This is a genomic window from Sporosarcina aquimarina, assembly GCF_019748715.1.
GTDB lineage: Bacteria > Bacillota > Bacilli > Bacillales_A > Planococcaceae > Sporosarcina > Sporosarcina newyorkensis.
Genome location: NZ_JACLBZ010000007.1, coordinates 46,413 through 71,335, shown reverse-complemented (window position 1 = coordinate 71,335; position 24,923 = coordinate 46,413). Strand labels below are relative to the sequence as shown.

The following is a 24,923-nucleotide window of genomic DNA, read 5'->3' as shown; positions in this document are numbered from 1 at the left end:
GTCAACGACCTCCGAATGAATAGGAACTTCTTCGTAATAACCAAATGAAAAATGGTCCACCGCACAATGCTGTCACCACTCCTATTGGCAGTTCTTCAGGAGCCACTACGAGCCTGGCTACAATATCTGCCCAGATCATAAAGACAGCACCGAATAACGCACTAATCGGCAGCACTCTTTTATGATCTGAACCTACGAGTAGGCGGATCATATGCGGGATCATCAATCCAACAAAGCCGATAGCTCCACTCACTGCAACAAGAACCCCAGTTAGAAGAGAAGTGACGACGATTAATAACTTTCGGAATGCGTCGACGTTAATGCCTAACGTTGCGGCTGTATCTTCTCCCATCAATATGAGGTTTAAAGTACGAGATTGGTACAGCAAAAATGCGAAAACCAACACTACGGCTGTTGCCGGTATAGGCAGAACTGTCCAATTTGCTCCCGCTAAGCTTCCCATCATCCAATACATCGCACTTCGAATACCTTCTTCTTCAGGCGCAGAAAGAACAATGACATTTGTGACAGCGCCTAGGATCATAGATATTGCAATCCCTGCAAGCAACAGGCGTATTGTCGAAATCTGACCACCTACCCGTGCGAATGTATAAACAAAAACAACGGATAAAAATGCTCCTAGAAAAGCAGCAATCGATAGGGCGTATTGACCAAAAAATTGCAACGCTCCAAACAAAATGACGAGTGTCGCACCAACGGAAGCTCCGGATGATACCCCAAGGATGTACGGATCTGCTAAGGAGTTTCTGACAAGCGCCTGAATTCCTACTCCTGCGATAGCCAAACCAGCACCTACTATTCCTCCCAATAAAGCACGAGGAAATCGCAATTCCCATATGATGTTTTGTTGGGCAGTCGACCAGTATGCTGTAACTCCATCCCCTATATAAGGTATATTGGACAACACGATTTTCCAAACCGTTACCATATCAATTGTCACAGGGCCAAGCATAACAGACAGCGTCAGTGACAAGAAAAGACCGAGAGGCAAGATGAACAACAAAATTTTAAAACGTCTTTGATGCTTGTTTTTTTCTTTTTCACTACTATCTATTTTTCTTACCGGTGGTGATTCTATTAATTCACCGTCCCCTTTTGTAGCAGCGAGATTCTTCACTCCCATTACCCCTTCCTACTAACAGGTGTATTGAAAAATTTCCGGTTAACTACTTAATGTTGATGCTCGTGCACATATCCATGCTCTTCCACGTATATACGGAAATTCTCTAAATCCTGCATTCCTGTCGAAGTACCGTCCAAAGCTTGATTCATCCGTTCCAGCAATACTGTCTGTAACTTCGGATGGTAGCCAAAATACTTGGCAATCTCAATTTCCGTTTGTGGATAATACTGCCTAAACTGTTCCGCGTTTCCTTTCATTCGTTCCATTAAGATCCCCGTGAATAAAAAGTACGGCAGCATAATTACTTTTTTTGCACCTAATTCTATACAACGCTCCATTCCTTCCTGCACTGTGGGCGTTGTAACCCCCATAAAAGCATTTTCAATGATTGGTACATTTACTTTCTTTTGTAACAATCCACTAATTTTATAAAAATCCTCTTTCGCATCCAAATCACTGCTACCTCGCCCAATAAAGAGGATAGCTGTATCCTCGTGCTTCTGACTAATATCAAAACCAACTTCAGTAAGTCGTGTCGTTAAGATTTCAATAACCTCATCATGAATACCGATCGTTTGACCATACGTGAACCGAATATCCGGAAACTGCTCTCTTGCATGTTCAATTTCAGCTGGAATATGCAATTTAGAGTGACCTGCATGCAATAATATGATCGGGATCACATGGACTTCACCTGCACCCTTTTCAATACACAGTTGAATTCCATCTTCGATATTCGGCGACGCAAATTCTAAAAAACATGTTTCTACAAGTAAGGATGAATCGATACGCTCTTTCATTTGTTCAACAAATTGGCGGACCTCTTCATTTCCTGCCTCCAACCTACTGCCATGCCCGACAAACAATACAGCTTTTTTCACCGTTCCTCTAGCTTTTCTGTATTTATTTATCCCTTTAAAACGAGATTCACCACGTTTTCGTTCGCCGTGCTCCATTGAATAAATGATCGACTCTTCCTTCACAGTTTCATGAACAATTGCCCGTGCCGTTTCTTCTTTTTGCACGGAATACCATGTTCCTTTTGGATAATCGATGACAACACATTTATCCTTGCAGCGTCCATTACAGCGGGTGCGCGATGTGTGGATATGTTCATCTAAACGATTGGTTCGGATCTCATCACGGATTTGTTGCGTGACCTCTTCAGCCCCGGCGCCCATACATGTATCGCCATTGCAAATGAGTACATGACGTTGCATCTGCGTTAAATTCCATGTTGTCATAAAATATGACCTCCCACTCTCTTAAGATTTTAATAAGCGTCTGGATAGAAACCTTTTGCCAAAATTTCAACTGCTTCTGCTACACGAACACCTTCGGAAGCTGCTGATAATGGCAACGTAACAAATTTCTCATTTTGTACGGCAGGTGTTTGACTTAGTGCTGGATCTGATTTAAGGAAATTAATTTTCTGTTCTACTGTAGTTGAACCATAATCAATTACAACGATCACTTCCGGCTGACGTTCTACCGCATCTTCCTTTGAAACCGTAGCCCAGTTTCCTTCAACATCACCAAAGACGTTATTTCCACCAGCCATTGCTACAAGTGTATTCATGAAGTTCTGCGTTGCTGTAGTCAAATCTGTTTCTCCGCTGTCAAATACCAAAACTTCCAAAGGATCTTTCACTTCTGGCAATTTAGCTGTAATCTCTTCAATGTCTTGATTCATTTGAGTAATTAGTTCTTCACCGCGATCTTCTATACGGAAAACCTTTGCGATATTACGAATGTCTGTATAGATATCTTCCAATGTTGGTGCCACTTTAGTAGAGGACATCTGTAAATAGCTATCAATACCTAACTCTTTTAATTCTTCACGCGTAGCAATACCTTTTTCATTGAATGCACTTGACCAACCACCATATAGAAAGTCTGCTTCTGCTTCGATCACTTGCTCTTTTGATGGATATTGTTCAGCTAATACCGGTACTTTCTCATATGCTTCCTGTAACGGTTCGTAAATTTTATCATCTAAGTAAGCGGTACCGACCATGGATTCTTCCAGACCAAGCGCTAGCATAATTTCTGTTACATGTTGGTTTAATGAAATCGCACTTTTTGGAGCTTCATCGTATTCGATGACAAAATCATCATTGTCGATTACAACCTTATCCGTCTGCTCTGTTTCTCCACTTTTTGCATCGTCTTTCTTTCCTTCTTTTCCTGTATCACTGCTTGAGCATGCTACCAATAAAAGCAACGCTGTTAAAAACATTAGTACACCGATTAATTTCTTTTTCATTTGTCTTCACTTCTCCCAACGTTTTCTGCGTAAAAAAACAAATGCAATTTTTGTGTAAACGGGTTCTTTGAAATACCAGCTTGTACATGGAATACTTGTTTTATGGTTTCTTCTGTCAGTACCTGTTCGGGAGTTCCCTTCATATGGAGGTTCCCTTCATCCATTAAAAGCAATTCATCACAATAGCTAGCCGCTAAATTCAAGTCATGCAATGCTGCTATAATTGTAATGGGTAGCTCTTTCACCAAATCCATTAATTGAAGTTGGTGTTCAATATCAAGATGATTGGTGGGCTCATCTAGAATTAAGATGTTTGCCTGTTGCGCGAGTGCACGCGCGAGCATTACCCGTTTCTTCTCACCGCCGGATAACTGACCGAGCGTTCGGTCTTTTAAGTACAGCACGTCGGCAAGCTTCATGCTTTCTTCAACAATAGCAAAATCTTCTTTGCTGTCCTGTGCAAGCCATTGTTTATACGGCGTTCGCCCCATCATGACTAAATCCTTTACGGTAAAATCAAAGAGTACAGGGGTTTCTTGGCTCACAACCGCCATTTCTTGAGCGATCTTTTTTCGAGTCATCTGCTCCATGTCATTTTCATATAACATCACCTGTCCGCTTGATTGTTTCAAATAGCGGTAGATAATTTTTAACATCGTCGATTTCCCGCTGCCATTCGGACCAATAATCCCAATAAATTTGCCTTGATCCATTGAAAATGAAATGTCATGCAAAATCTGTTTTTCCGGCACAGAGAATGAAATATTTTTCACTTGCAACATCTTTATTCACCATCCCCAAAAGAGTATCGACGGCGTCTAAGCATCCAAATAAAGAAGGGTCCTCCACAAACAGCAGTAATGATTCCAATCGGCATTTCTTCAGGTGCTATCGCCATCCGTGCAACCATATCCGCCCAGACTAAGAAGACGGCACCCATTAATGCACTGATCGGCAGGACGAATTTATAATTTGAACCTACTATCATTCGCACAAGATGAGGAATAATCAATCCGACAAAACCAATACTTCCACTGCTGGCAACTACAACACCTGTTAGCAACGAGACAACCAGGATAATAAAAATTCGAAAACGGTCTAAGTTGATACCAAGTGTCGTAGCTAGTTCTTCACCAAGAAGCAACGCATTCAGTTGGCGATAATTCAATAAAAGCAACAGGAAAACCAAAAGGAACGTAAAAAACGGTATTCCGATCGTTGACCATTTTGCGCCTGCTAAACTGCCAAGCATCCAATGCATAACAGCTTGAATACCGCCTTGTTGTTTTGATGTCACAAGCATGAAGTTTGTAATAGCGGAAAACACCATCGATATCGCAATCCCTGCTAAAAGCAGGCGTATAACAGACGTTCGGCCGTTGACACGAGCCAATAAAAATACGATCACAACAGCGAGGATAGCCCCTAAAAAGGCAGCAAAAGATAACGCATAAGTCCCTAAAAAACTAAATGCGCCAAGTAAAATAACCATTGTTGCACCAACTGATGCTCCAGAAGATACCCCCAAAATATAAGGATCTGCAATAGGGTTCCTAACTAATGCTTGAATCGCCGCGCCACTGATTGCCAGGGCCGCGCCAACAATTGCAGCAAGTATAATTCGAGGTAAGCGGATTTCCCAAATGATAATGTTCTGTGCTTTTGAAGCCGTAGCTTCCACTGGTAAACCAATTTTTGAAAAAAGCACTTCCCAAATAATGCTTGGTGTTATACCAACGGAGCCCACCATCACTGCAAAAGTCATGGAAACAAGCAATCCCGCCAGCAACGCTCCAATTAATAATGTAAATCGTAACCTAGTCATGTGAATTCGAAGGTTCCCAACTAATTATTGCTGCATAGAACGGATGACGGTACACATATTGACCTTCCTCTAGTGTAATAAAAGGTTCAAGTGAGGCTCTCACATGTATCAATTCAAATTGAGGCGATAAGATTTTTTTACTTTGCGCCTCATATAGTTGTTCTAACGTATCGTAACGATAGGTGCGTTCCAGCTTAGTCATTTCACAATCAGCATAAATGCCTAATTGATACAGGATGTTAAGAATGGCAATGTAATCACGACGCGGATATTTAATTTCATAGCCATACTGCTCATCTAAAATGACATAATGCGGCTGAATTGGACCTGTCGTTAAGCCGATGATGGCGCGTTTTTGTGCAAGTGCGTCCATCTTTTTCAATGCTGCTTTCATTTCATACATACGGTAAAAGCAGTTCACTCCAACAACGACATCATGCGGTTCAATTTGCGCTTCTTCCCATTTACTATAAACAAACTGAACAGATGCATCGCTTTCGTAGTATTGTTTTAAATATGCAAGTACGCTTTCAGAACCATCGACAAGCGTTAAACTTTTAACGTCTTCATCTAGTTGGAATGTATAGTTGCCCCAACCCGGTCCAATTTCAATGCAACTGGCGTCTTGTGGAATATGCGGCTTCATTTTTTTATAGATTTTCTTCGCGTAGTCATCTGTTTGCTTATATGTTTTTTTCTTCATGGACTGTGCCCAAAAAGCTTCTTCCAGTTCGTCATCCACCATGCGCTCTGGCATCTTGCCATGCCAATCCAGCATGCCTTCTTTCCAGAACTTTTCGAAATCGATTTGTAAAGGAGACTTCCCCAACTCAAGCTTCGTTCCCGACTCATTCTTCATTGAACCTTCTCCTCAATGCTTCTGTAATCCTGTTGTTACGTTGATTCATCTAGTAATTCATAAACTTTTTCCATATTCAAATGCTTGCGCACATGATGATCCAACATTTCATACGCTTGCTCCCGTCGCTCATAATCAGAAAGTATTTCACCAGAGACTTCTTCTAAGCCTTTTTCCACCCGTATTTGATTGAAATAGTTACGTGTGAACATGCGATTTTGAAAAACTCCGTGTAAATACGTGCCCATCACTTGGTCTGTATAGACGCCATCTTGCCTTCCATTGTCCAGGCAAATGAAGCTTTGTATCGGTCGAGTTGGTGTACTGCGCCCCAAATGAAGCTCAAAGCCTGTCATCTCCTGACCCGCATAGTTCGTACCCTTGACAACTGTTGTTTGTTTTTCATCAACTAACACAGTTTCAATTGGTAACAAGCCTAGCGTGACATACGTCTTGGTCTCATCCTTAATTGCTTGGTTGTCTAAAACCGTTTCGCCAAGCATTTGATAACCTCCGCAAATACCGATAATCTTTTTTCCTTTTCGGGAAAGCTGTATAATCGCTTGCGCCAAACCCGTTTCTTGCAACCATACATAATCACTAACTGTATTCTTCGTCCCAGGTAATATGATGACATCAGGATTTTTTAAATCTTTTAAAGTAGAAACAAAACGCACACCTACATCGGGCTCTTCAAATAATGGATCAAGGTCCGTAAAATTGGAGATTAGAGGAAGTCTAATGACCGCCACATCAATTTCAAACTCTTGATGTTGAGGTTTTTTTAAACGTAAACTTGAAAGAGCCATCGAGTCTTCCGCTTCTATTTGCACATCGAAATATGGAATGACACCAAGTACTTGAATCCCTGTATACTCCTCAAGCCAATCGATGCCGTTTTCGAGTAACTCTTTCATGCCGCGGAACTTATTAATAATGATCCCTTTAACACGTGCACGTTCTTCGTCATCCAATAACATTAAAGTACCGACAAGTGATGCAAATACTCCACCACGTTCTATGTCTGCTACTAAAATAACGGCTGCATCCGTTTCATGTGCCATGCGCATATTGGCGATGTCCCGGCTCTTTAAATTAATTTCGGCCGGGCTTCCAGCGCCTTCCAGTACAAGTACATCATATTCCGCCTCTAAGCGTCGCAACGACTTTCGTACCTCAGGCATCACTTGTTCAACAAACTTTTCGCGATACGACACCGCATCCATGTCGGCAAATGGTTTACCATGTAAAATTACTTCCGACACCATATTGCCTGTCGGTTTCAGTAAAATAGGATTCATGTCAGTCGTGGCATCAATCTTTGCAGCCTCTGCTTGGACACCCTGTGCCCGACCGATTTCTCCGCCGTCTTTCGTGATGTAGGAATTGAGTGCCATATTTTGTGATTTAAATGGTGCGATCCGATATCCGTCGTTCACTAGGATACGGCAGAGAGCAGTACATAAAACACTTTTTCCTACATCTGAAGCAGTCCCTTGAATCATGATGGCTTTCATTAAAATTCAAGACCTTTCATCGCTTGGACATCTTGCTCCGTATAATAATGCTTAGTTGCATCGATTGTTGATACTAAATCGGCTAATGCGAGGAGGGATGGATGTGCAGAGCGACCTGTAATGACTAAGTGCATAGTTTTCGGTCGGTTCTCTATTGCTTCTAGCACTTCTGCTAGAGGTAATACATCGTTCACTGGAAAACGTGTGATGGCTAATGCATTATTCAACTCATCCAGCACCAATACATCTGTCGTTTCGTCTTGGAGCTCTTTTTTTACGGTTTGCCAAGCTTTTGCAAGTGCTTCGCGATGCTCTTCCGGTGTTTTTGTCCATGTGAATCCGATGCCTAATTGCACGGTTTCAACACCAAGTTTCCGCAAAGCAATTTGTTCACCATATGTACGTTCGGGTGATTTAATAAATTGAAAATACTTCACCTTCATACCGCGACCAATTGCACGCAAAGTGACTCCAAGTGAAGCAGTAGTTTTTCCTTTGCCCTCACCTGTATATACTAACAACATTCCTTGTCGTGCCATTTTCAATTCCCCCTTATAGCCAAGTTGTTTTCTCAGCAAATGGTGTACGTTTTTTCGCAGTGATGATTTCTTCTGCCGGGTACCCTATGCAAAGCGTCCCTATTAATTGCTCTTTATCCGATGCACCGATAAACGTATGCAATGCGGTATCATGCACAAGACCAACGCCACGTGTGCGCCATACCATACCTAAACCTAGCTGTTCCGCCATTAACCACATCGACATGATAGCACCACTGACTGCAAAGGTATTATCTTTTGTCGCGCCTTCATCTCCATCCACAATGGCCGAAGTTACTACGATGATAAGCGGCGTTTTGGTGATCGCTTCCATTGAACTTTCCACTAAGTGTGGTTTTGTCGGAAAGCGTTTTTGTAAATAATCAAGTGCTACTTGTTCATAACGTTTTAAGCTGTCGCCTTGCAATACATAAAAATGCCATGGCTCCCGCAGTCGGTCATTTGGTGCATACGTAGCTGCTTCTAGTAATGTCTCGATTTTCTCTCGTTCTACTTCACGTGTTTTAAATTGGCGAATCGCACGGCGTTTCTTTAATGCTTCTAACATTGGTTACGCTCCTTTTCTTCAAACCAGGAAATTTCTTCACGAACATTCACTACATCCCCAACTAAAATCATCGATGGATTCGAAATCTGATGTGCTTGGATTTCTTGTGCAATCGTCGCGAGATTACCTGTGATTGTACGTTGGTTTTCAGTGGTTCCCCATTCAATAACCGCCACAGGGGTTGTTTCACTTTTACCGTTTTTAATTAAGCTTTTTGTAATATGATCAATGTTACCTACACTCATATAAAATGCCACCGTATCAATTTGAGCAAGTGCTGACCAATTTAAAAAGTCCTGCCCTTTTTCAGCACGGCCATGACCAGGAACAATCGCAAAGCTTGCCGCATAGTCACGATGGGTAACCGGTATCCCCGCATATGCTGGTGCAGCAATTCCTGCCGAAATGCCAGGGACGATTTCAAATGGTATATTAGCTTGTCGTAACACTGCAGCTTCCTCCGCACCTCGCCCAAAAACAAACGGATCGCCGCCTTTTAGACGAAGCACCTGCTTGCCTAAATTTGCCTGTTCTACTAACACCCGATGAATTTCATCTTGAATCATTCCATGCTTGCCTGGCTCTTTACCACAATAAATCAGCTCAGCATCCGCTTTCGCATGTTGTAATAATTCAATATTCACTAGACGGTCATACAAAATCACATCTGCTTGTTGAATGCACTCTAATCCTCTAATTGTCAATAGTTTCGGGTCACCAGGACCAGCCCCTACAATATATACAGATCCGCTCACTGTTGTTCTCCTATCCGTTGTTGTAGCCACTCTTCACACTTTTGGTTTTCACCTTGCTCCATCCACTGCAAAAGTTTTGGATCCAGAAGTTCAGCCAGAACTTGTTTTTTTGCGTCTACGCTAAACACTTGTAAGATCTGCTGACGAGCCTCTCTTAAAAAAGACACATACGCTGCGTAGTGGCCTCCGAATTGTTCTGCCAAATCCGTCTTTACTTTACGCGTTAGACCTGGACTGGCCCCAGACGTTGATACGGTCACGACAAATTCTCCACGCCGCACGACTGCCGGATTGATAAAATCTACACGTCCTTTTGCATCCGCACGACTGAGCAATTGCCAATGCTGTGTCGCTTCTTCCACCGCATTGTTTACTTCTTCATCATTTGTAACGGCAAAAACCAATGTAGCATCATCCAAATCAGCTGATTCAAATGCTTTTTCTTTCCATGTCACAAACCCTTCACTAACATACTGTTGAACCGTCTCTGTCACCGATGGGCTAACTACGGTTATCATTGCTTTTGTTGGAAGTAAGGCTTCTATTTTTTGACGTGCTACATGTCCGCCTCCAACAATGACAACCTTTTTATAATCCACATTCATTAACAGCGGAAAATAGTTCATTGCTCTCCCTCCAAACATGCTTTCAACCAATTTTCCACAAGTTGTGGATTTGAAGCAAAATGAAAATGTGTGAAGCCTGCTACAAGATTTTTATGTAAATAGCCTTCTTGCTGAGCGCGAAAACGACCTTTACTAAAATAAGCAGGCGTAGTATGCTCTCCCTCGTATTTCGAGTAGTGGAACTCATGCCCTTTCGCCTGCTCTTCTTCACCAATCAGGAAATTCCCTGAAACACCTGTAATTTCCCTATAACCAAGTGCCGCTCGCTTATCTTGCATACGTACACGTCCTGGAATCACTCCAAGCATGGGAAACACATTTGCCTGGCGATCCACTATTTCTTCTGTTAAGTATATATATCCGCCACATTCGGCTAGAGTCGGCAGTCCACGATTGATTGCGTTTCTTATGGATTCTTTCGCTTGCTCGTTTGCTGACAGTTGCTCTGCAAACTCTTCCGGGAAGCCACCGCCGATATACAACCCTTGCGCTTCATTTGGAACTTCTTCATTTTGTAATGGTGAAAAGAAATGAAGCTTTGCACCATGCGCACGCAATAACTCTAAATTCTCTTCATAATAGAAGTTAAAAGCTGCATCTTTAGCTACTGCAATATGAACCTCTTCTTTTTCAGGTTGAATATCAAAAATCGATGAAGACACTTCTATTCGTTGTGCTTTGGTAATTTCCATCAGTTGATCAATGTCGACAGTTTCCTCAATAGCTGTTGCCAGGCTATCAAAATAGGAATCCAGATCTCCACGTTCAATAGCCGGTACTAAACCTAAATGACGGCTCGGCATAGCTGGAACCGCATCCTTCGGCAAATAGCCGATGACAGGAATTCCACACTCTTTTTCAATCGCTGTTTTGACAATATCAAAATGACTCTTGCTACCTAATTGATTCGCAATTACGCCAACAATATTGGAGCTTTCATCCAACAGTTGGAATCCTTTAACGATCGCTGCCACACTTCTTGCCATACTTGCCGCATTAACGATTAAAATGACAGGACTTTTTGTAATCTCACTTATATCGGCAGCCGATCCTTCATTTGATAATGGGGATTTGCCATCGTAAAAGCCCATCACGCCTTCGATGATCGCTACATCCGCGCCTTGACTCGCTCTTGCGACAATGGCACGAATAACTTCATGTTCCATCATGAAACTATCAATATTTCGAGAGGGGCGTTTGGTGACAGCTGTATGGTACGTCGGGTCAATATAATCGGGACCGCATTTAAAACCTTGTACAGTTAAACCGCGCTTCATCAATGCACGCATAATGCCAATCGTGAATGTCGTTTTTCCTACACCGCTTCCTGTACCGGCCAACACAAATCGATTCATTGTCCTCGCTCCTCAAAATTAACGCGCGCAATGGAGACCGTCACATTGCCACTTTTCTTTTTCTCCAATACCAATTCTTCTGTATTTGCATAGCGTAATGCTGCCGGCTCACTCACACCATACGAACCTGTATACTTAAATACCGTTTCTGATGGATTACGGAGCGGCATTTCATTGAGCTGTTCAGGCGTGTACGTAATAAAAGGCCAATTGTGTTTGGCAGTGAGTGCAAGCAAGCCTTCTTCATCTTTCTTTAAATTGATGGTCGCTACTGCTTTAACGCTTTTCTTACTCAAACGCAACTCAGCTAAGGTTTCGTCTATGACTTGCTCGATCTCTTCGAGTGCCGTCCCGCGATTACAGCCAATACCGAGTACGATGGATTTCGGGCGGTAGATCACTCCATTTTCAAGCAGTACTTCTTCGTCGGAATCGATCAAACGGTCTGTTATAAGTAAAGTTGCATGTGGCTTCGCTTGAATTACTTCTGCTGTCGATGAATAGATTTTCAAGTTCTCTGGCATAGAACGATCATGCATCCACCAATCTTTTTCTCCCGTTTCCTGTACAATTGCGACATGCTCTTCATTGACCACTGATGCACTGACAGGCAGCAATTTTTCTTCACTATCCCACATCCATCCAAACTGAGCGCCGAATAAATCGACAGGAATGGTCTTTTGCACATCGGAAGCCGTCGTCACAACAGGTGTTGCACCGATCGCTTTTGCAAATTCATACGTCAACGCATTGGCGCCACCAATATGTCCTGATAACACGCTTATTACATATTGACCAAGATCGTCGACAACCAATACAGCAGGGTCTGTCATTTTATCCACCATGATAGGAGCAATCATTCGTACGACCGCGCCAAGTGAAATTACACAAATAACTCCTTTATATTGCTGGAACAAAGCAGGCAATAATAAGCGTACCGTACCGTCAAATAGTTGAATTTGGCGTGCTTCTTCATCACCTCTTGCAAACTTCTTCATATAATAAAGATCTGCATATGGGAATTTTTCCGTATAGCTTCTTGCATTGGCAACCCCGTGTTTCGTAATGGCGACGAGAGCATACGGTTTACGTTTGTCAACTTCAGGAATTTCGCCTTCACGTAAATTAATCATCCGCCTTCACGCCTTTTCGGAAACCATGGGTAAATGTTTTGTCATACAGCTTGGAGCGATAGTCTTTTTCATGGATATTCGGATCCAATGCCCAGCCTGCCAAAATCATCGCATGCTTACGAATACCATTGACACGCATCGCTTCATCTAATTCAATCAATGTTGTCTGAACAATTTTTTCATCCGGCCATGTAGCACGCTGCACGACCGCTACTGGCGTATCATCTGCCCAGCCTGCCGCTTGTAATTCTTTTACTATTTTCTTTGTTAAAGTGGCACTTAAAAACATAGCGATTGTGCAATGATGACTTGCGAGCTCCTTCAATTTTTCGCGTTCAGGTACAGGCGTCCGCCCTTCCGCTCTAGTTAAAATAAGTGTTTGTGTTAAATCAGGAACCGTGAGCTCTGCACCGACTGCCGCAGCAGCTGCAAAAACGGAACTGACACCCGGCACGACTTCATAACCGATATCATGTTGCTTCAGTAACGCCACTTGTTCCATTGTTGCGCCATACATCGCCGGATCTCCTGTATGTAAACGTACAACCGTTTTACCTGCATTGACACGTTCAACAATGCAATCTACCATTTCCTGCAAATGCATCCCTGCCGTACGGATAACTTCTGCTGATTCCTTCGCTTCCTCCACTAACGTTTCGCTTACGAGTGAATCGGTGTACATGACGACATCCGCTTGTTGTAATAACTTCAAACCTTTTACTGTAATTAGATCGGGATCCCCTGGACCTGCACCGATAATCCAAATCTTTTTCATTTGCGCACCACCATACATGATAAGTAATTTAAATCCGCGCCTCGAAGTTCATCCGTATTCCAAATCACTTCTTCGTCAGAAGTAACTTTTGTGACGACATGCGTTTTCTCCAATAAGTTCAGTTCTTCCAATAAATCCAACATTTCATCTATCACTTTGGCTACTTTAATAAAGACGATGGCATCGTGACTTTCAATGACTTGACGCATCTGTTCCATATCGTCTGTCGCTGGAATCATAGCGACATGGTCATCCCCTTCAGCTAGCGGAATCCCTAAACGATTGGCAGAACCATTAAATGATGAAATACCGGCCACCGTTTCAATTGGTACTTCTGGATGCTTCGTTTTCATTAAGCCTAAAAGATGAATGAATGTACTGAACAGCATCGGATCGCCTTCGGTCACAAACGCCACATCTTTCCCTTGGACTAAATAGCCATAAATCTCTTCTGCCGCTTTTTCCCAAGCTTCACGCAAGATTGCTTCGTCTTTGGTCATAGGGAATACCAAACCGAGCATTTCTTTTTCAGCTGGGTTGATATACACATCCACAATACGATGGGCATACGATTTACTACCTCTTAATTTTTTCGGATACGCAATGACCGGGCATTCTTGTAATTTACGAAATGCCTTTACAGTAATTAATTCAGGATCCCCCGGGCCAACGCCTAGTCCATATAATTTTCCTATTGTCATTATTCTTGTCCTTTCTGTGCTGTCACTATGTAGATAGGGTTTAACGGTTCAAAACGCGTTAAATGTAAAATTGGTTTACTCTTTGAAAGTTGTGCCTGCAATATGGATACTTCACAGCCCAACGCTTTTAAATGGTTCATTGCTTCAGCTAAATTTTCTATCGTAGCGATATTCATGACAAGTCGGCCATTTGGCTGTAAGCGTGAAATACAGGTTTGCAGTAAATGCTCCATATTCCCACCGTTACCGCCAATAAAAATAGCATGGGGGTCCGGGAACTCTTCAAGACGATCAGGAGCTTTTCCTAACACGGCAACAAAGTCTGTCCGATGTTTCAATTGATTTTCCAAGCAATTTTCAAGGTCTCCCTCATTTTTTTCAATGGCATATACTGCCCCTTCACGCGCTATCTTGGAAGCTTCAATCGCAACCGATCCCGTGCAAGTTCCAATGTCCCAGACTGTACTGCTCTCTTTCAGTCTCAGTTCCTGCAGGCAAAGCGTGCGGATTTCCCGTTTGGTAATCAAGCCTTTATCCGGTTTCCGCTGCAAAAATGCATCATCAGGAATGCCAATCGAGGCACGCTCTACTGCATGGTGCTGCTTTAATATGACAACATTTAAAGAAGAGAAAGAAGTCTGCTCCATTTCGTCCAATGAAAGGAAGCGGCAACGTTCATTTTCACCTTCCAAGTTCTCAGCAACAAAGGCATCATATTCCGTCATGTTGAAACGCTTTAAATACGTTGCAATCGCTTGAGGTGAATTCGTTTCATCTGTTAACACAGCTATTTTTTTACGCCCGTCTATTTTCTGCGCAAAGCCTTTTATAGAACGACCGTGTAAGCTGACAATGTATGCATCTTGCCAACTCTCCTGCATTCTTGAAAAAGCCTGCTGGACCGAGCTGGTATATGGATAGATCTCAAGCGGCAGCTTTTTCGCAAGCACGCCTCCCAGTCCATAAAACAACGGATCGCCAGACACTAAAATTACGACATTGCGTGTTTCCTCTTGTAATTCCGCTGTTAATGCAGACAAACCACCCTTGATTACTTTCTTCTCTTTTTCGAATGAAGGGAAGAATTGAAGATGGCGTTCTCCACCTACAAGAACATCACATTCATTGATCCACTCTATATATTGAGGAAGCAATCCTGCCGCGCCATTATCCCCTATACCAATCATTTTCATCCAATTTGTCAATATTCTCAGCCTTTCCTAAACAGTCTCCGTTCATGGCATATAACGACGTCGACACTTCAATTTCGGCATTCATATGATTTAGTGCATAGTAACAACAGTTTTTACTAAGCGCTTCAAAGAATGCATCGTTTCCTTGAAGTATCTCACCGACTTGTGAAGCTGTATTCGCTTCTAAAATTTCTTTTTGTACAGCTTCATCAACACCTACTCGATTTGCCATTTCTGCTAAAAACTCGAAGCTTATAGGTGCACTTTTTGAGTGAACCATCATTACGCCACGTGCCAGTTTTGAAAACTTCCCCATCATCCCGACCATAGAAACTTTAGGAATCTGCTTGCGTGCGATGTGTTTAAGCGTAAAACCGATAAAATCGCCCATCTCTATAAACGCCTCTTCTGGTAGGTCTGGATATTGCTTCAAAGCAAACTTTTCACTGCGCCCACCGGTTGTGATCACTAAGTGATCACAACCGGCTTCTTTGGCTACACTGATCGCTTGCTCAATACTTGCCATGTAAGCAGAGCTTGAAAATGGCACCACTGTCCCACGGGTTCCTAAAATCGAAATTCCCCCGATGATGCCCAGTCGTCCATTTAACGTTTTTTTAGCGATTTCTTCCCCATCCGGAACGGAAATCACTACGTCGATGCCTTGTTTTAATTGATACTCTTCATACCCTTCTTGCGCCACACCCATTATCATTTTATACGGCACCGGGTTAATGGCTGCTCGACCAACCGGGACGGGAAGCCCCGCTTTTGTTACTCGACCTACCCCAACCCCGCCATCCAAATGAATGCCTTCTTTTTTTGAATAGTAAACGGTGCTCTGGATACGCGCTTTATGTGTGGCATCCGGGTCATCCCCAGCATCTTTGATCGTCTCACACATTACTCCGTCCTCTAATACTTCAAATGACGATACTTTGAATGTGGCGTATCGGCCAACCGGTAGATAAATGGTGACTTCTTCCGGCACTTTTCCCGTCACCAAACCTTGCAATGCCGCTTTTGTCATCGCCGTTGCACAAGAACCTGTTGTATAGCCATGACGCATTTGGGATGGATCTTTTTTAGTTCGTTTGCTTTGCGCGCTCATCTGCCATGATCGAAATGGCATTCAGTGCGGCTACCGTCACTGTACTGCCACCCTTTCTCCCCTTGTTTGTAATAAATGGAATCCCTTCGAGTACTGCTAACTCGTCCTTTGATTCTGCTGCCGAAACAAAGCCTACTGGCATTCCAATAATCAAGTCTGGTTTAGCGACGCCATCCTTAATTAAACGAATCAACTCTAGCAACGCTGTTGGCGCATTACCGATAGCATAAATTCCACCTTCATGCAGACGTGTTGCTTTTTGCATTGAAATGATCGCGCGTGTTGTTCCTTCGGCTTTCGCTTCCTTCGCGACATCCTCGTCCGCAATATAACAATGCAAGTCACTGTTATGTTTCTGGAAACGTTTGCGACCTGAACCACTCTCAATCATCTGCACGTCCACCACTACATGACGGCCTGCTAAAATTGATTCAATTCCTGCTTCAAGAGCATCCGGTGTAAAAATCATGCTGCGTCCTAATTCAAAATCTGCTGAAGCGTGGATTACTCGGCGAACAACCATCCATTGTTCATCTGTAAACGGGTGATCTCCCATTTCTTCTTTGATAATCGCGAAACTATGGTCGTAAATTTTATCTGGATCTACAGTCAGTGGCGTGAATTTTGTATTAAAGTTCATGTTTGGATTTTTCATCAATAAAACCTCCTAATAGTTGAGTAACTTTTTCGAAAGATGTACAGAAATTTTCATATTGAACCTTTGGTCGTTTAATCAGAATGACAGGGATCTCTAAGTCCAGAGCCGCCGTTATTTTTTCATCGACAGAACCTACTTTACCGCTTTCTTTTGTGATCATTAACGTCACGTCATACTGCTCGCATAAAGATTTATTGAGTGATTCGGAAAAAGGTCCTTGAATCGCGATGATATCTTTTTGTTTAATTCCTAACTTATCGCATTTCTCCATATTCCCTACATTCGGCAGCATTCTGCAAAGCATCCGAATTTCGTCACGCAATAAATACTTCGCAAATACTTCCAATGTCTTACTGCCTGTCGTTAACATAACTGTCCCTTTATGCGTTTGAGCAAGTTTAGCAGCGTCTTCATAACTCTCAACCTCGGTAATCAGAGGAGAAACAAACTCCTCTTTTGGCCGCTCATAGCGAATATATGGAATCCCGCATACTCTTGCTGCCTCCATTGCGGTTTTCGATGCTTCTTCTGCGTAAGGATGGCTGGCATCGACGACACAAGTCATCTCATGCTTCTGGATTAGCGCGATCATGTCCTCCACTGTTAGTCTTCCTACCAGATAGGAAAGATCATTTGCTTTTAAACTTTCAGCTGCAGATTCGGTAACGACCGTGGCGATTAAAGGATAGCCAAGACCCTGTAAATGAATGGCTAGAGCTCTAGCATCGCTAGTGCCTGCTAAAAATAAAATCATAGTTTCCTCCTAGTCCCCGCAAGGTGCTGGCTCTACTTCAATCTTGCAGCTCATATCGTAATAGTCATAATTCAAAACTTTTTTAACACGTTTGAAATACTTGAAGAAACGTTCGTTAGGATGCGCATTTTGTTCGTATTCTTCTATAATTTTTGTTACTAGCGGAATTAAATCTTCCGGTTCAATTCCCTCTGCAACCGGCTGAGCCGCATGAGCAGTACGACCAACCGGCTTCGCTCCAATAAATAAATCGAATTTTTTCTTCCGATAAACGATGCCGATATCATCGAACACCGGGCGATAACACGCCATCCCGCATCCATTGAATCCGACATGCAACTGCTTCGGAAGCTTCATCCCTTCAAACTTCGCTGCGATTTCTTCCGCGTATGGGATAGAATCCGCCTTTTCCCCATAGCAAAAATCACAAGCTTTGACTTTTAAGACTTCCCCTGCCGGCATAACAGTCAAGTTAATGTGTTCTAGCTTTTCAACAATCGCTTCAGGGTCATCTGTCGTAACCTTTACTACAAAATGATGGTTTGGAGTATATTCCAAGGTACCTTTCTCACCAACGACTTCAGCCAATACACGCATTTGTTCTGCTGTAATCAGTTTGTTGGCAACGCCTGGTGAAACGGAAAACTCAAAGATATCTTCAATCGGCTGTCTCACCAAAAAAGGGTTTTCCACTTCCTCTTTCGTCACCATAGATAGTGCTTTTAAAGCCATATCCAATGACTGAACCTTTTGTTCCGGTGCTGGTTCTGACCGTTCCACTTCTGCCTGTTTTGGCATTGGTGTGTGCTCTGGTTTCTTACTTATAATTTCTTCATGACCGGACTGCGCCTCCCCAGTTTCTTGATCAAGCGCCCATGGTTCCGCTTCCTTTTTCAAACGCTGGTGCGGTTTTAAACTTTGTTTACCTTCCCCTAATGTATACTTACGTTGATATCCTCTCGGAGTAATAATTTTATTATCATAAAAGAAAGTCGAAGAGTTACCGATAATAACAGTAGTCAACATCCCGATATCATGCTCTAGCATTTCCGCTAATGTTGTCAGGACAATATGTTGATTTTCACGATAAGCACTTTTCACTAGCCCTACAGGTGTATCAGGGGAACGATATTTCAGTAAAATCCTTTGTGCCTCTACAATTTGACGCGTCCGACGTCCACTTTTCGGATTGTATAAAGCTACTACAAAATCCGCCATCCCCGCTGCTTCAATACGTTTTTCGATAACAGTCCAAGGTGTTAAATGGTCACTTAAACTGATCGTACAAGCATCATGCATGACAGGTGCGCCCAGTAAGCTCGCACATGAATTGATCGCCGAAATACCTGGCACAATTTCCACTTCAATTCCTTCTGCTTCAGTCCAACCTTTTTCAATCAGCACTTCATAAACTAATCCAGCCATACCGTATGCACCTGAATCACCGCTCGAGATCACTGAAACAATACCGCCAGCCTCCGCTTTCTTAACAGCATCTTGTGCACGTGACACTTCTTCAGTCATGCCTGTACTAACAATGGACTTCGCTGTTACTAAATGCTTAATCAACTCTACGTACGTTTTATAACCAATAATATAATTACTTTCTTGCAGCGCCTCTAATGCTCGTCCTGTTATATGTTCAGTAGCTCCGGGACCGAATCCAACGACGAAAATTTTTCCCTTTTTCATGGTTTCCCTCCAAATAAAAAATGCCTACACTCCTTTTCAAAGGAATGTAGGCATGTGAAAGTATAATAGAAATCATACTGAAACATAAAACAATTAATTTTATTGTCCCGCCTATACTTCTCCCTCCGAAAAGTATGTGTCGTTTAAATAAGCAGGTTTCCTGACTCAAGCTTCATTTTACTCTTACACCTTCCCGATTTCTCAGTGGTATTGTAATTTCATCAGCTTTACAGTAGCGGGGGCTGTACTAGACTTTCACTAGTTTCCCTTTTACCTCACTATGTGAGCACTTATTTAAATTAGTTTATTTAATTTTCATAAATATAACATACAATCTCTAAATCTACAAACTTCCTTTAGATTTATTTATGAATCCATAAACTAGATTCTGGAAACGCTTTGGATAATTGTAATTTCTATTCCTATACAAAACTTATCATGAGCGCAATCATGAGCAAGGTGGATACGTACAGGATAACTTTGTTATATTTTAGAATCATCCCATCAAAGTCAAGCATATTTATACATTTCGTAAACTATTCACACTCTTTAATTACAAGGTTGTGAACTTTTTGGATAGGCATTAAGTTGTAGTGTAAACTGTTCATTGGAGGTGGTTATTATGAAGAAAAATAAAGCAATCCTAATACCAGAGAACCCCATTTCACAGTTTTTATTCAACGATTCTCGCTCCGGACTTATTTGGTTAGTCATTCGGGTTTATGTCGGATTTGCTTGGTTGAAGGCCGGCTGGGGAAAAGCAATGAGCGATGCATGGACCGGTGAAAATGCAGGTGTCGCCATCCATGGATTTGTAAGCGGCGCTCTTAAAAAATCGACTGAAGGCGGAGATGTGACCAACTGGTATGCATCATTTCTGGAAAATGTCGTCTTGCCGAACGCCAAGGTATTCGGTTTCATAGTTGCCTATGGGGAGATGCTTGTTGGTCTCGGTTTGATCTTCGGATTGTTGACAGGAATTGCTGCTTTCTTCGGTGCATTCATGAATGTCAGTTTTCTGTTTGCAGGTACTCTTAGCACGAACCCCCTATTGTTCATTCTCGCAACTTGGCTCGTACTCGCATGGAAAGTAGCAGGCTGGTATGGCCTCGACCGCTGGGCATTGCCGATGCTTGGTACGCCTTGGATGAAGAATGACAAAGTATAAAGGAAGATCTGGCAATCGCACTGTTGCAATTGCCCGGATTTTCTTATTCAAGATTCCTTTCAGAGTCCCATTCTTTAGTCTTCTACGGTTCGCATGTGACTCTGAAAGCCATGTTGTCCGTTCACCTGAATCGTTAGCTGCACATCGATATGCGAAATAATAAAATCATATTCTCAATTTCAAATTCGCCGTGGCACTTCAAAATAGTACCCTAAATAATTAATTGAATATACTCACTACTCCTTAAAGTTTGTATATTGCACAGTTGTACAGTGCAAAATGGAAGTACATAGTATTGCAAGCAAACTTGGCGTTGCAAGTTTACATGGAGTGGTGGGCATGATAGTCTTTGCAGGCAAAGCCAGCCCTTGATACAGTTGGCTTCTTAGCTTGGTACTCATGCCCGCAGAGGTTCCATGTCAAGTTGCAACATTGTGTATTATGATTTTGCAAAATACAACAGTTTTTGATTTCTTGCCTTACTGCTTTTTGATTCCCTCTACTGTCTGGGCAAGGAGTTTAAGAATGTAAAAAACCCCTCCCCGAAAACTCGCGAAGAGGCTGTAAAAATTGGTGTAAAAACCAATATTAACGCTTTGAGAACGGAGGTGCATGACGAGAGTCACGAGGACCTAATTTTTTACTTTCTTTCATACGAGGGTCACGTGTTAGAAGTCCTGCAGATTATTTGTTTCGTCTTTCTCCTATCAAGTAATAGCATTTAATCATTCAATTGTTATTTATCTCGTGTCTTTCTGAACTCCATTTAATAGTATTTGCAAATCCCACTATTCTGTGTGCCACTATATCAGGATTATCTTTATAAATCATGTGGCCAACGTCCTTTATTCGCTCGGCCTTCAATAAAGGATTTAAGTCTTTAATTAATTCTAATTCGTTCTCTCGAATGGTGTCGCCTAATTCTGCTGCTAATAATAACATTGGTACGTTCACATTTTTCAATTGTGCATGAAAGGGTTCGTAAAGCAGAGATTGATAAGATTCAATGATTGCATTCCTTGAATTATTGCGATATTCATTTGCTCTCTGGAGAATTTGTCGTTCAGTCCATCCTTCAGGCATAAGCTTTCTGAATAAATCCATTTTCCCTTCATCCACAGCAGACTTTTGTTTTAGAAACATTTCATCTAGCGGGTTGGGATATACATCTCTCTGCCCAGGCCCGTTTATAGGTGGATCAATTAATACCATTCCAGAAATTAAATTAGAATATTGGCTGGCGAAAGCAACTCCTATTCTAGCTCCCATAGAATGTCCGATAATAATAGGATTATGCTGATTTCCTATAATATAATTTATTACATTTAATAAGTCATCTACGTAATTGTGTAATTTATAACCTTTTTCCGGCCATGAAGATTGTCCTCGTCCCCGAACATCTAAAGATAAACAATAAAATTCGTGTGGGATCTTACGTAACAATTCTGCAAAGGAATACGAGTAACTGGTGATACCAGGTATAAATATTAACGGTATACCATTCTTATCTCCTTTTGTGATCAGGTGTAAATCAATATTCATTCCCTTGATATATATATCTTCAAATTCGGGACTCTCCAAGAAAATATTCATCGTTAGTTAGCCCTCCTTATTTACACTACTTTGGCTGCTGTTAGTTGGAAAATAATTTCTTCTGTTTTTTTAACATCTGCATATTTTTGTTGCATGTCGATTAAAGACTGTTCATGAGTTTTTTGCTCCCTATCTCCAACTGCATCCTCTGCAACAATAGGAGTAAAGCCATACTGTATTGCGTCTACTGCTGTAGCTCTGATACAACCACTCGTGGTAGCGCCTGTGATAATAATAGTATCAACTCTGTTTTTAATTAATCGGGAGACTAGGTCTGTACCAAAGAAAGAAGAGGCATATTTCTTAACGATTAAACCGTCTCCCTTACGAAGATCTAAAGAAGGATCTACTTTGACAGCGTCTGTTCCCGCTAATAAGGTTGTTAATCCTTCTATCTTTTTCGACCATATTCCAGCATCATTTACATCTTCCTCATCATAAGAAATAGTTGTAAAGTAGATGGGGATATTATTTTCTCTTGAAACCTTGATTAGTTTATTAGTCTTTTCAATCTGTTGAGTTAAGTCCGATCCCATCGGCATATCTGGACTTGTAAAACCTAAAATTAAGTCGACTACTACCAATGCTGCCTGTTTACCAATACCCAACGATTTACCAAAACCTCTTACTTCAAAAATGTTTTCATCATCTCCGTGTGAATTCAACATAGTCTTCGTCTCCTTTTAACTCTAAAAGTAATTTCACTACTTTCAGTTAGCTTTTAATTCACAGCTATCGTAATGTCTCCTGAAAGTAGTTTACCTGCATTTGGTACAATGGGGTCTAAATTCAATTCAGTCAAGATTTTATATACCGTTGAGGTAGCTGCAGATAATACAGGAAGCCCTAAACGATTTTCCACTTCTTGTATCGATGGAAGTGAAGGCATTTGTACACAAGCTGATAAAACAATTGCATCTGCTTCCTCTATATTCAGCTTCTCGGCATGCTTAATAAGGTTTTTAGGATCTAACCTGCCAACCTCTAAGTTGTCAGCTACCTCCAAACTAATAGAATCAACAACTTCAATACCGCTCCCGTTCAAATATTCAATTACTTGATCTGTAAGACTTCTCATGTACGGAGTAATAATCGCCACCTTTTTTGCTCCAATTAGTTCTATACCCTCAATTAAAGCACCAGCACTGCTAACAATTGGCGCTTTTCCACCATTTTCTTCAACAGCATTGCCCAGTCGTTTCTCCGAGACATTATGATAGCCCGCGCCCTGGCACATAATTGCTACGAGGCATGCGTAGGCAAGAACATCGCATTTTGCATCAGATAATTCCAAAGCGCAACGATCACTATCAATATCCATTTTTTTCAACTCTTCTGGAGTAACATTTTTCATACGCATACGTGCTGAATGAAATGTAAACGTCTCAGGTTTAACTTTCATTCTTTCTTGCAGCATCGCAGGTATTTCAGTTTCCATTGTAGTATTCGAACTTGGAACTATTAAACCAACTCTATAATTATTATCCATATTTATCCTCCTGTTATGTTTACAATTCAGTTTTAGCTGTATATTAATTCATTTTAAAGGCTTCCAAAAGCCATCTCGCTCACTTATGGAAGCCTATATTGGATATTTCTCAAGGATTTTTATTGTTATGTTAAAGATGTAACTTTTTCTTCAACAGGCTTCATCTCATCGATAACGATATCTCCATCTTTAACAATTAATTTACCATCTAGATAAAGAGTGCAGTTTGACATAGGTAGGTCTAAGTGACACTCAGTGTCATTATCTCCTCCTAACTCGGAGTTCGGTCCTAATGAAAATAGAACATTTCCATAAAAGGCTCTTCCATCCATTCCAAAAACTTGGTCATCTAATGCCAAACTATGCCATTTAGCTCTTTCATTCAATCCCCAACCAATATGAGATACAGCGTATGCCCTAGGGTCTTCAAAACTTTCCATATAATCCTTCATGAGCATGGCATCAAATCCACCTTCAATATTAATAACATAGCCATCCTTAATAGTTAAAGTGACCGGTTCTTGAAAGTAACGATTGAAAGGGAAAAAAATATCTCCCTTATCTAATACTACAGTGCCGTTCACACCTCTATCATTTGATGTTGCAGCTGCAAAACAACTCGGTAAGTGGTCCCATCTTCCAGGCTCATCAGCGTATGCATATTCTGTGAGAATTGGGTATTGGCCTAATTGATATGTGACATCTGTTCCCGCCTTACTTGTAAAACGTAATTCTTTTGCCTCTTTCAATAATTCCGTTGCATGAAGTACTCTCTCTTTATCACTCTCTTTAGGGAACATTCTTTTTATCACATGGAAAGGCTCAACTACCATTAAAATTCTAACTCCAGATTCTTGTAACTCTAATTGCTCTTTTGAAAACAAAAGAAGAACTAAGTCAATTACAAGGTCTGCCTTTTTTAACACTTCTACCGCTACTCGATTATCTGTCAAAGGTGTTACACCAAATGAACCCGATATACCATCCTTAACCGGAGGTAACTTTAATTCAAATGAGTTTGCACCAATTTCATTTGCAGCGGTTAGAAAGGCTTTTGCATAATCTGCACGAACATCACCTGAGGTTAATACAGCCATAGTCTCTGTAGGCTTTAACATACATAGTTCGAGTTCCTTTTTAAATAAATCTACCATTTCATCCATTTCAACTGTCATATAAAAGCACCTCTTTATATATGATTT

General features: G+C 41.6%; 25 protein-coding genes, 1 pseudogene and 1 riboswitch. Of the genes and pseudogenes, 1 reads left to right on the top strand and 25 read right to left on the bottom strand.

The annotated features are described in order from the left end of the window. Nucleotide 1: 1 nt before the first annotated feature. Genes H7J92_RS03320 through cobJ form a run of 20 tightly spaced genes read right to left on the bottom strand, consistent with a single transcriptional unit; the run spans nucleotide 2 to nucleotide 19,471 of the window. Nucleotides 2-1,144: a FecCD family ABC transporter permease gene (locus H7J92_RS03320; RefSeq protein WP_078818331.1), complete on the bottom strand. Its 1,143-nt coding sequence runs from the start codon at nucleotides 1,142-1,144 to the stop codon at nucleotides 2-4. A 47-nt stretch (nucleotides 1,145-1,191) separates the two neighbouring features. After that, nucleotides 1,192-2,388, bottom strand: a complete 1,197-nt coding sequence (locus H7J92_RS03315) for a CbiX/SirB N-terminal domain-containing protein (protein WP_221835334.1) — start codon at nucleotides 2,386-2,388, stop codon at nucleotides 1,192-1,194. A gap of 29 nt (nucleotides 2,389-2,417) precedes the next feature. Further along, a complete protein-coding gene (locus H7J92_RS03310; protein ID WP_221835332.1) occupies nucleotides 2,418-3,410 on the bottom strand; it encodes an ABC transporter substrate-binding protein in 993 nt (330 codons plus the stop codon). Next, nucleotides 3,407-4,192 carry an ABC transporter ATP-binding protein gene (locus tag H7J92_RS03305; RefSeq protein ID WP_221835330.1) on the bottom strand — a complete coding sequence of 262 codons (786 nt, stop codon included), beginning with the start codon at nucleotides 4,190-4,192 and terminating at the stop codon, nucleotides 3,407-3,409. The genes H7J92_RS03310 and H7J92_RS03305 overlap by 4 nt, the downstream gene beginning before the upstream one ends. Before the next feature lie 2 nt (nucleotides 4,193-4,194). After that, nucleotides 4,195-5,235, bottom strand: a complete 1,041-nt coding sequence (locus H7J92_RS03300; RefSeq protein ID WP_221835328.1) for a FecCD family ABC transporter permease — start codon at nucleotides 5,233-5,235, stop codon at nucleotides 4,195-4,197. Beyond that, nucleotides 5,228-6,094: a methyltransferase domain-containing protein gene (locus H7J92_RS03295; RefSeq protein WP_221835325.1), complete on the bottom strand. Its 867-nt coding sequence runs from the start codon at nucleotides 6,092-6,094 to the stop codon at nucleotides 5,228-5,230. Before H7J92_RS03295 ends, H7J92_RS03300 begins: the two co-directional genes overlap by 8 nt. A 35-nt stretch (nucleotides 6,095-6,129) precedes the next feature. Next, nucleotides 6,130-7,611: a cobyric acid synthase gene (locus tag H7J92_RS03290; protein WP_078818337.1), complete on the bottom strand. Its 1,482-nt coding sequence runs from the start codon at nucleotides 7,609-7,611 to the stop codon at nucleotides 6,130-6,132. Beyond that, nucleotides 7,611-8,150: a cob(I)yrinic acid a,c-diamide adenosyltransferase gene (locus H7J92_RS03285; RefSeq protein ID WP_078818338.1), complete on the bottom strand. Its 540-nt coding sequence runs from the start codon at nucleotides 8,148-8,150 to the stop codon at nucleotides 7,611-7,613. The genes H7J92_RS03290 and H7J92_RS03285 overlap by 1 nt, the downstream gene beginning before the upstream one ends. Nucleotides 8,151-8,163: 13 nt before the next feature. After that, the gene (locus H7J92_RS03280; protein ID WP_221835323.1) at nucleotides 8,164-8,718 is read right to left on the bottom strand and encodes a nitroreductase family protein; all 555 of its coding nucleotides are present in this window, start codon (nucleotides 8,716-8,718) and stop codon (nucleotides 8,164-8,166) included. Continuing rightward, entirely contained in the window at nucleotides 8,712-9,473 is a 762-nt protein-coding gene (gene cobA / locus H7J92_RS03275) for a uroporphyrinogen-III C-methyltransferase (RefSeq protein WP_221835322.1), read from the bottom strand. Before cobA ends, H7J92_RS03280 begins: the two co-directional genes overlap by 7 nt. Next, nucleotides 9,470-10,099, bottom strand: coding sequence for a precorrin-2 dehydrogenase/sirohydrochlorin ferrochelatase family protein (locus H7J92_RS03270; RefSeq protein WP_221835318.1), 630 nt, complete (start codon nucleotides 10,097-10,099; stop codon nucleotides 9,470-9,472). Before H7J92_RS03270 ends, cobA begins: the two co-directional genes overlap by 4 nt. Beyond that, the gene (locus H7J92_RS03265) at nucleotides 10,096-11,454 is read right to left on the bottom strand and encodes a cobyrinic acid a,c-diamide synthase CobB (protein WP_221835316.1); all 1,359 of its coding nucleotides are present in this window, start codon (nucleotides 11,452-11,454) and stop codon (nucleotides 10,096-10,098) included. The genes H7J92_RS03270 and H7J92_RS03265 overlap by 4 nt, the downstream gene beginning before the upstream one ends. Next, on the bottom strand, nucleotides 11,451-12,587 hold the full coding sequence (locus tag H7J92_RS03260; RefSeq protein ID WP_221835314.1) for a cobalt-precorrin 5A hydrolase: 1,137 nt from the start codon (nucleotides 12,585-12,587) through the stop codon (nucleotides 11,451-11,453). Before H7J92_RS03260 ends, H7J92_RS03265 begins: the two co-directional genes overlap by 4 nt. Then, nucleotides 12,580-13,362 (bottom strand): precorrin-4 C(11)-methyltransferase, encoded by a 783-nt coding sequence (gene cobM / locus H7J92_RS03255; RefSeq protein WP_040760191.1) that lies wholly within the window; start codon nucleotides 13,360-13,362, stop codon nucleotides 12,580-12,582. The genes H7J92_RS03260 and cobM overlap by 8 nt, the downstream gene beginning before the upstream one ends. Continuing rightward, complete coding sequence (gene cobI, locus H7J92_RS03250) at nucleotides 13,359-14,063, bottom strand: precorrin-2 C(20)-methyltransferase (protein ID WP_078818344.1); 705 nt, start codon at nucleotides 14,061-14,063, stop codon at nucleotides 13,359-13,361. The genes cobM and cobI overlap by 4 nt, the downstream gene beginning before the upstream one ends. Then, nucleotides 14,063-15,256 (bottom strand): precorrin-6y C5,15-methyltransferase (decarboxylating) subunit CbiE, encoded by a 1,194-nt coding sequence (gene cbiE / locus H7J92_RS03245; RefSeq protein ID WP_221835370.1) that lies wholly within the window; start codon nucleotides 15,254-15,256, stop codon nucleotides 14,063-14,065. Before cbiE ends, cobI begins: the two co-directional genes overlap by 1 nt. Next, entirely contained in the window at nucleotides 15,231-16,325 is a 1,095-nt protein-coding gene (locus H7J92_RS03240; RefSeq protein WP_425516838.1) for a cobalt-precorrin-5B (C(1))-methyltransferase, read from the bottom strand. Before H7J92_RS03240 ends, cbiE begins: the two co-directional genes overlap by 26 nt. A gap of 16 nt (nucleotides 16,326-16,341) precedes the next feature. Continuing rightward, the gene (locus H7J92_RS03235) at nucleotides 16,342-17,007 is read right to left on the bottom strand and encodes a precorrin-8X methylmutase (RefSeq protein ID WP_078818376.1); all 666 of its coding nucleotides are present in this window, start codon (nucleotides 17,005-17,007) and stop codon (nucleotides 16,342-16,344) included. Next, nucleotides 16,997-17,779 carry a precorrin-6A reductase gene (gene cobK / locus H7J92_RS03230; protein ID WP_221835312.1) on the bottom strand — a complete coding sequence of 261 codons (783 nt, stop codon included), beginning with the start codon at nucleotides 17,777-17,779 and terminating at the stop codon, nucleotides 16,997-16,999. Before cobK ends, H7J92_RS03235 begins: the two co-directional genes overlap by 11 nt. Nucleotides 17,780-17,788: 9 nt before the next feature. Beyond that, nucleotides 17,789-19,471: a precorrin-3B C(17)-methyltransferase gene (gene cobJ / locus H7J92_RS03225; protein WP_221835310.1), complete on the bottom strand. Its 1,683-nt coding sequence runs from the start codon at nucleotides 19,469-19,471 to the stop codon at nucleotides 17,789-17,791. Nucleotides 19,472-19,604: 133 nt separating this feature from the next. Further along, nucleotides 19,605-19,780: riboswitch (cobalamin riboswitch) on the bottom strand. A gap of 313 nt (nucleotides 19,781-20,093) precedes the next feature. Between cobJ and H7J92_RS03220 the strand changes: the two genes are divergently transcribed. Further along, nucleotides 20,094-20,639, top strand: coding sequence for a DoxX family protein (locus tag H7J92_RS03220; protein ID WP_221835308.1), 546 nt, complete (start codon nucleotides 20,094-20,096; stop codon nucleotides 20,637-20,639). A 588-nt stretch (nucleotides 20,640-21,227) separates the two neighbouring features. Here the strand turns inward: H7J92_RS03220 and rpsI are convergent. From rpsI to H7J92_RS03195, 5 genes and pseudogenes are all read right to left on the bottom strand, one after another. Beyond that, a pseudogene (gene rpsI, locus H7J92_RS03215) lies at nucleotides 21,228-21,320 on the bottom strand (30S ribosomal protein S9); the annotation flags it as partial. A gap of 48 nt (nucleotides 21,321-21,368) precedes the next feature. After that, on the bottom strand, nucleotides 21,369-22,232 hold the full coding sequence (locus H7J92_RS03210) for an alpha/beta fold hydrolase (protein ID WP_221835307.1): 864 nt from the start codon (nucleotides 22,230-22,232) through the stop codon (nucleotides 21,369-21,371). A gap of 20 nt (nucleotides 22,233-22,252) precedes the next feature. Next, a complete protein-coding gene (locus tag H7J92_RS03205; RefSeq protein ID WP_221835306.1) occupies nucleotides 22,253-22,900 on the bottom strand; it encodes an isochorismatase family protein in 648 nt (215 codons plus the stop codon). 53 nt (nucleotides 22,901-22,953) lie between these two features. Beyond that, on the bottom strand, nucleotides 22,954-23,721 hold the full coding sequence (locus H7J92_RS03200; protein ID WP_281422252.1) for a maleate cis-trans isomerase family protein: 768 nt from the start codon (nucleotides 23,719-23,721) through the stop codon (nucleotides 22,954-22,956). 125 nt (nucleotides 23,722-23,846) lie between these two features. Then, nucleotides 23,847-24,896, bottom strand: coding sequence for a 2,5-dihydroxypyridine 5,6-dioxygenase NicX family protein (locus H7J92_RS03195; RefSeq protein ID WP_221835304.1), 1,050 nt, complete (start codon nucleotides 24,894-24,896; stop codon nucleotides 23,847-23,849). Nucleotides 24,897-24,923 lie beyond the last annotated feature (27 nt).